Origin of the sequence: Lacihabitans soyangensis (genome assembly GCF_024343775.1) — a bacterium.
Lineage (GTDB): Bacteria > Bacteroidota > Bacteroidia > Cytophagales > Spirosomataceae > Leadbetterella > Leadbetterella soyangensis.
This window is the reverse complement of record NZ_RJUF01000058.1, coordinates 1-7,356: the sequence shown is the minus strand read 5'-3', so window position 1 is coordinate 7,356 and position 7,356 is coordinate 1. Positions and strand designations below refer to the sequence as shown.

Here is a 7,356-nt window from a genome sequence, read left to right as displayed (position 1 = left end):
AATTACGTGATTGAGCTGCCTTTGAGTGTTTCTGCCAATGTCATTGCACTTATTGCTTATATCGGTGGTTTTTCCGCTGCAACGGGTATGATTATCGTAGAAACTATTGCTATCAGCACCATGCTCACCAATAGTTTGGTTTTACCGGCTTTATTGGAAAACAAAAGATTTAAAGAAAAATACACTTTTCGTATCATCAATTTTGCGGTTTGGATTCGTCGAGGAGCTATTATTTTGACAGTTCTTCTCGGCTTTTTTTATTACAAAACCGTGGCCAGTTATTTTTCATTGGTATCTATTGGTTTGATTGCATTTGTGGCAATTGGTCAATTTGGCCCAATAATTTTGGGTGGTATTTTTTGGAAAGGGGCCACCAAAACTGGTGCTTTGGTTGGGCTATTATCGGGTTTCATTATTTGGTTGTTTTCGCTTATTTTACCCTCTTTACTAACCGACGCAACGGGTAATTACCTTAATAGCTCCGTTTCTGCTTTTTTTGAGTTTTTTGCACATTTTAAAATTCAGGGCTTTGATGACATTTCCAATACCACTTTTTGGAGCTTACTGATCAATTCAATCATGTTTTTTGTGGTTTCTATGTGCACAGAAGTCACCCCGGCGGAGGCCAAACAGGCCTTGTTGTTTGTTGATGTTTTCAAATATTCTAACAAAGACGGTCAATCTCTGCTTTGGAAAGGAAAAGCACGAAATGAGCATTTGATAGAGCTTTTGGTGAGTTTTATTGGCAGTATGCAGGCCAAAGAAGAACTGGAGGACTTTGCACGAAAAAACCACATCGACCTCAAAGATTCTATTGCCGATCCTAAATTGGTGAGTTATGTGGAAAATACCATTAGCAGCATAATTGGTACTTCTACGGCTAGGATGTTGGTGGCTTCTATCACCAAAGAAGAAGTCGTAAGCATCGATGAGATTTTGGAGGTTTTGAAACGTTCTCAAAAAATTGTGGAAGACAACCAAGAACTAAAAAACAAAACACAACAGCTCGAAAAACTTTCGAAAGAACTAAAAAATACTAACGAAAAATTACAGAAATCGGACAGCATCAAAAACGAATTTTTGACCACTGTAACACATGAAATAAGAACACCCCTAACTTCGATTAAGGCTCTTTCAGAGATAATTTACGACAACGAAGATCTAGACTTTGACCAAAAAAAGGTTTTTCTCAATACCATCATCGACGAAACAGATAGACTGAGCCGTTTGGTAAATCAGGTTTTGGATTTAGAAAAATACGAGTCTGGAAAACACAAGTTAGTCAAAAAGAACATAGACATTCCACACCTTATAGAGACCGTTTTCCTAAGAATGGAAGAGTTAGCCAAAGAGCGAAACGTAAAACTCCAAAGGTTTATCCACAAAGAAGTAACTGGTTTTAAAGCAGACGAGGACAAGCTAATTCAGCTGCTTATTAATTTATTATCCAATGCCATAAAGTTTTCAAGACTTGAAAAAGGTTGGGTGTTATTGAGTGTAGATACCATTAAGAATAGAGTGATTTTTACGGTTGAAGATAATGGGGTGGGTATTCCGCAGGAAATGCAAGCTAGGATATTTGAAAAATTTTATCAGGCTGATAATCAAAGAGCTGTAAAAGAAAAAGGAAGTGGTTTAGGACTTTCTATAACAAAAAAAATAGTTGAAATTCACAAGGGAAATATTCAACTCGATAGCGTGCCTGATAAAGGCACCAAAGTGATGGTTAGTTTTCCGTTTTAAACACAGAGGTTATGATTCAAAGAAATGAACTTAAGGTACTAATTGCCGACGACGAACCAAGTATATTGATGTCGCTAGAGTTTCTTTTTAAAAAAGAAGGCTACAAAGTTCTGATTGCCAGGGATGGTCAGGAAGCCATAAATATGTTTGATTTGGAGCAACCGTCCATTATGATTTTGGACATTATGATGCCCAATGTGGACGGTTACAAAGTTTGTTCTTATGTCAAGACGAATTTCAAAAATAAAGCCCCCAAAGTAGTTTTCTTAAGTGCCAAAAACAAGGAAACAGAAATAGAACACGGTTATGAACTGGGTGCCGATTTGTACGTTCCGAAGCCTTTCTCTACCAGAGAGTTAATCAAAAAAGTAAATCTGATAGCAACAGACATGTTGTAAAAATATTAAAATGGAGTACAATCATTTTTATCAACAAAGTATCCTACAAAGGGGTAAATTTTGGGGCCGAAAAGCAGCTAAAATTGCTTGGTACAAAGCCCCAAAAACCGTTTTGACCTTAGACAAGCAAGGCTATTATAAATGGTATCCCGATGGTGAGCTGAATACCTGTTATTTGGCTGTTGATAAGCATGTTAAGGATGGGAAGGGTGGTGAGGTAGCCATGATTTATGATTCTCCTGTTTCAAATACCAAGCGAAAATATACTTACGACGAAGTCAAACTAAGAGTTTCTAAAATATCAGGAGCATTGCGTGATAAAGGCGTAGAAAAAGGTGATACGGTCATCATCTACATGCCCATGGTGCCCGATGCAGCTTTTTCCATGTTGGCTTGTGCACGTTTGGGTGCCGTTCATTCAGTAGTTTTTGGTGGATTCGCTCCGCACGAACTGGCCATCAGAATAGACGATGCCAAACCCAAGGTCATCATTTCGGCCAGTTGCGGTATTGAGTTTGATAAAATTATTCCCTACAAACCGCTATTAGAAAATGCAATACAAGAAGCTGAACATCAGCCTAGTGCTTGTCTTATTTTGCAAAGAGAAATGCACATTTGTTCGCTTCAAGAAGGATTCGATTTTGACTTTGAAGAATCGGTAAATGCTGCTGAGCCAGCCGATTGTGTTAAGGTAAATGCGACTGACCCACTCTATATTCTGTATACTTCGGGCACCACAGGTAAACCAAAAGGTATTGTTAGAGACAATGGCGGCCATGCAGTAGCTATGCAGTTTTCTATGGATTATGTCTACAATGCCAAAAAAGGTGATGTATTTTGGGCTGCTTCTGATGTGGGTTGGGTTGTGGGGCATTCCTACATTGTTTATGCACCATTGATAGCAGGTTGCACCACTGTATTCTTTGAAGGAAAACCAGTCAGAACTCCCGATCCAGGTACGTTTTGGAGAATGATAGAAGAGTATAAAGTAAATATCTTTTTCACGGCTCCAACGGCTTTCAGGGCCATTAGAAAAGAAGATCCCGAATCAGAATATCTGAAGAAATACGATTTATCGAGTCTAAGGACTATTTTTGTGGCTGGTGAAAGATGCGACCCATCTACCCTGAAATGGCTTCAAGAAATTACCCAAAAACCCATCATCGACCATTGGTGGCAGACAGAAACCGGCTGGGCGATAGTGGCCAATATGATGGGCGTGGAGCAATTTCCGGTAAAAGAAGGCTCAGCTACGAAACCCGTTTGTGGTTACGAAGTTCAGATTCTTGACGAAACTGGAGAGGTGTTAGGACCCAATCAGGAGGGCTTTGTGTGTATAAAAGAGCCACTTCCACCAGGTTGTTTACCTACACTTTGGAACGACGACGAGCGTTTTCAGGAATCCTACATGGAGAAGTTTCCTGGATACTACTTGACTGGTGACGGTGGGTATATTGATCCAGACGGCTATGTTTTCATAATGGGTAGAATTGACGATGTCATCAACGTGGCAGGTCATAGACTTTCTACAGGCGAAATGGAGGAAATTGTGAGTAGCCATACCGCCGTTGCCGAATGTGCCGTCATAGGTATCGAAGACGAACTAACGGGTCAAAAACCTTTGGGATTGGTGGTTTTGAAAGATACTTCTACCATTTCTGGAGAGGAGGTTCAACAGGATTTAGTAGCCTTGGTGCGGGCTCAAGTGGGTGCGGTGGCAGCGTTCAGAACTGTGGTGATTGTCAAGAGATTACCCAAGACTCGCTCAGGCAAAATCTTAAGAAAAACCATGCGTATGATAGCTGATGATAAGGTATTTACGCTGCCGTCAACAATAGACGACCCAGCCATTTTGGAAGAGTTAAAAGTGATTTTGCAGAATAATTACATAGGTTTAGTTTCGAAAAAACAATTTTAAATAAAAATACATCAATGAGAATTAGAAGTTTTGAGGATTACGAGAAAGCTTACAAAGAAAGCGTAGAAGATCCCGAGAGTTTTTGGGGTGAAGTAGCCCAAGAATTTGTGTGGAAGAAGCCATGGAAAAAAGTCTTAGAGTGGGATTTTAATAATTACGATGTCAAGTGGTTTAAAGGCGGCAAGATGAACATCACCGAGAATTGCCTCGATCGCCATGCACACAATAAACCCAATCAGCCAGCAATCATATGGGAACCAAATGATCCTGCAGAGGAGTCTATTACGCTGACTTATAAGGTATTATTTGATAGAGTTTGTAGCTTCGCCAATGTGCTGAAAAAGAACGGTGTAGTCAAAGGTGACATTGTGTGTATTTATATGCCAATGATTCCAGAATTGACCATTGCCGTTTTAGCCTGTGCCAGAATTGGAGCCATTCACTCGGTAGTTTTTGGTGGATTTTCGGCCCAATCTATCGCTGACCGTATCAACGACAGCCAGTGTAAAATGGTCATTACCACCGACGGTGCCGTTCGTGGAGCGAAACATGTACCGATGAAAGACACCGTGGACGATGCCTTAATCGGCTGTCCGTCAGTGAAAAAGGTAATTGTAGCTACACATACCCGCACGCCCGTTTCGATGATCAAAGGCCGTGACGCTTGGTGGGAACACGAGGTGAAACTCGTAAGTGCCGACTGCCCAGCCGAAGAAATGGATTCAGAAGATCCATTGTTTATTCTCTATACTTCGGGTTCTACAGGCAAGCCCAAAGGCGTGGTGCATACCTGTGGAGGATACATGATTTACAGTACTTACACTTTCCAGAATGTATTCCAGTACGATCCAGGTGATGTGTTTTTCTGTACAGCAGACGTGGGTTGGATTACCGGCCACTCTTACATCATTTACGGCCCCTTGGCTTCAGGAGCACAGTCACTGATGTTTGAAGGCGTACCAACATATCCTGACGCTGGCCGTTTCTGGGATATTATCGATAAACACAAAGTGAATATTTTCTATACCGCACCTACGGCCATCAGGTCATTAATGGGCTTTGGTGATGAATATTTCAAAGAAAAAGATTTGAGTTCATTGAAGGTATTGGGTTCGGTAGGAGAGCCTATCAACGAGGAGGCATGGCATTGGTACAACGACAACATTGGTAAAGGCAAATGCCCGATTGTAGATACTTGGTGGCAGACTGAAACGGGCGGTATCATGATTTCGCCATTGGCCGGAATCACCAAAACCAAACCTTCATTTGCGACATTACCTTTACCAGGCATTCAGCCAATGTTGGTAGACGAGCATGGTGTGGAAATTGAAGGAAATGGCGTAAACGGAAACTTGGTAATAAAATTCCCGTGGCCATCGATTATACGAACCACTTGGGGCGACCACGAACGTTGCAAAACGACTTATTTCTCTACGTATCCAGGCTTATATTTCACAGGTGACGGCTGTCAAAGAGACGAAGACGGTTATTACAAAATAACGGGTAGGGTAGACGACGTGATTAACGTTTCTGGCCACAGAATAGGTACAGCAGAGGTGGAAAACGCCCTCAATATGCATACTGGGGTGGTAGAATCTGCCGTGGTGGGTTATCCGCACGATATCAAGGGGCAAGGAATTTATGCCTACATCATCTGCGAGGAAACACCGGAAGATCCCGAGATGACCAAAAGAGATATACTGATGACCGTCACACGTGTAATAGGACCAATAGCCAAGCCAGACAAAATATTGTTTGTGTCAGGCCTACCAAAGACGCGTTCAGGCAAAATCATGAGGCGTATCCTTAGAAAAATAGCTGAAGGCGACGTCAAAAACCTCGGAGATATTTCAACACTCCTCGACCCAACTGTAGTGGAGGAAATAGTAAAAGGAGCTGGGTATTGAGCTATAAATTTTAGAATTTTTTATAAAAATCGGAGTCTGTTTGGGCTTCGATTTTTTTTTATTTTTTAGGGTGAATTTTATGTTAATTTATAAAGTCCTGAATGTAAATAGGTTACATGATGTTTTTGTTTCATTACATAGGCAATTTTCAGTCTTTTTTGTTTCATTACAAAGGCAAATTAAGGTAGTAATTGAACAAAAAACACAAGTTTTTCTAAATGGATACTCTTGGTTTTTATTCGAATATATTGGCTTGAGCTACAAAAGAAATTTTCGTGTTGGCCTTAGTAAAATAAGTATTCGTTTTTCGAGTAAAACTCGAAAGTAACTACATCGATGGTGGAACCATTGTAGAGCCAGGTTAAAAGTATGACTATATATCCAACTTTTTTTAATATGTCAATTTTACACTTCAAGAGTTGCAATTTCAAAGGCTTGTTTAAGCATTTCACCAAGTTCAAAATCTGTTACTGATTCCAAATCTGTTGTAATCATTTTATCATCGATTGATTTAGATCCAGATTTGTTATATCCAGAGTTTTTGTATGGTAATAGTATAAGTTTATTATCTCGCGAAAAGATATTAACTATTTTCACAGAATCAAAAAGTTTTTTTACGGTTTTAAATTCTACAGCTTTTAAAAGTGTATCATCTGCTTTTTTCCAATCTTCTCGACCCAATCGAGTTCGGTCTGGAATATATGAATAAAGTGTTTCTTTCACTAAAGAGCCGATATATTTTGAATTATCTAGAATACTCAATTTGTAAAATTTTTCAGTAGGGATTGAAAGACTCTCTGTACCTTTTTGCACTATTAAATACAAATCATTGTTAAATAATAATGCTGAACAATCTCTTTTAATCATGGAAAAAGAATTTTTTTTCTGATGGTTTTGGAAAAATAAGTAATCGTTTTTCGAGTAAAACTCGAATTTCGCCGCAACCATGGTGGAACCATCGATAGCTAACTTAAATCCAAATATTTTCTTTAAAATTATGCTGCTCTTTTATAAACATATTCTGGATTAAAAGGTGTTTTAGTTCTTACAACTGCATACATCTGATGAATCAATTTGTTTTTCACATTATTCATTGCCACAAAACCTTTCTTTCCTTCTTTTTTCTTTCGGTCAAAATATTCCTTCATTTGCGGGTTAAACCGTATGGCTGCCATTGCTGCTATATGAAAAATGCCTTTTAGCTGCTTATGAGAATAACAATTGACGTGAAAACCACCGTTAATACTACTTCCAGAGCTTATTTCAAATGGAGCAACTCCTGCCAAAGAGGCAAATTTACGAGCATTAAATTCCTCTGAAAAGTTCCTGGAATATACAATTACCCATAAACACACTATTTTTCCTATTCCCTTTATACTTGTTGCCAATT

The 7,356-nt window shown here is 39.4% G+C and carries 6 protein-coding genes; 4 read left to right on the top strand and 2 right to left on the bottom strand.

Annotated features, from left to right (window positions below):
- The 4 genes from EGI31_RS13905 to acs form a co-directional block, all read left to right on the top strand.
- A partial coding sequence (locus EGI31_RS13905) for an ATP-binding protein (RefSeq protein ID WP_255037834.1) occupies nucleotides 1–1,743 on the top strand: 1,743 nt, incomplete at its 5' end.
- Between the two features lie 11 nt (nucleotides 1,744–1,754).
- A complete protein-coding gene (locus EGI31_RS13900) occupies nucleotides 1,755–2,141 on the top strand; it encodes a response regulator transcription factor (RefSeq protein WP_255037833.1) in 387 nt (128 codons plus the stop codon).
- Between the two features lie 10 nt (nucleotides 2,142–2,151).
- Nucleotides 2,152–4,059, top strand: a complete 1,908-nt coding sequence (locus EGI31_RS13895) for a propionyl-CoA synthetase (protein WP_255037832.1) — start codon at nucleotides 2,152–2,154, stop codon at nucleotides 4,057–4,059.
- A 14-nt stretch (nucleotides 4,060–4,073) separates the two neighbouring features.
- On the top strand, nucleotides 4,074–5,966 hold the full coding sequence (gene acs, locus EGI31_RS13890) for an acetate--CoA ligase (RefSeq protein ID WP_255037831.1): 1,893 nt from the start codon (nucleotides 4,074–4,076) through the stop codon (nucleotides 5,964–5,966).
- A gap of 405 nt (nucleotides 5,967–6,371) precedes the next feature.
- Here the strand turns inward: acs and EGI31_RS13885 are convergent, their stop codons facing one another.
- Together EGI31_RS13885 and EGI31_RS13880 are read right to left on the bottom strand one after the other, a co-directional pair.
- Nucleotides 6,372–6,833 (bottom strand): contact-dependent growth inhibition system immunity protein, encoded by a 462-nt coding sequence (locus EGI31_RS13885; RefSeq protein WP_255037830.1) that lies wholly within the window; start codon nucleotides 6,831–6,833, stop codon nucleotides 6,372–6,374.
- Nucleotides 6,834–6,961: 128 nt separating this feature from the next.
- Nucleotides 6,962–7,356: transposase (locus tag EGI31_RS13880; protein ID WP_255037829.1), on the bottom strand; the 395-nt coding region annotated here is incomplete at its 5' end.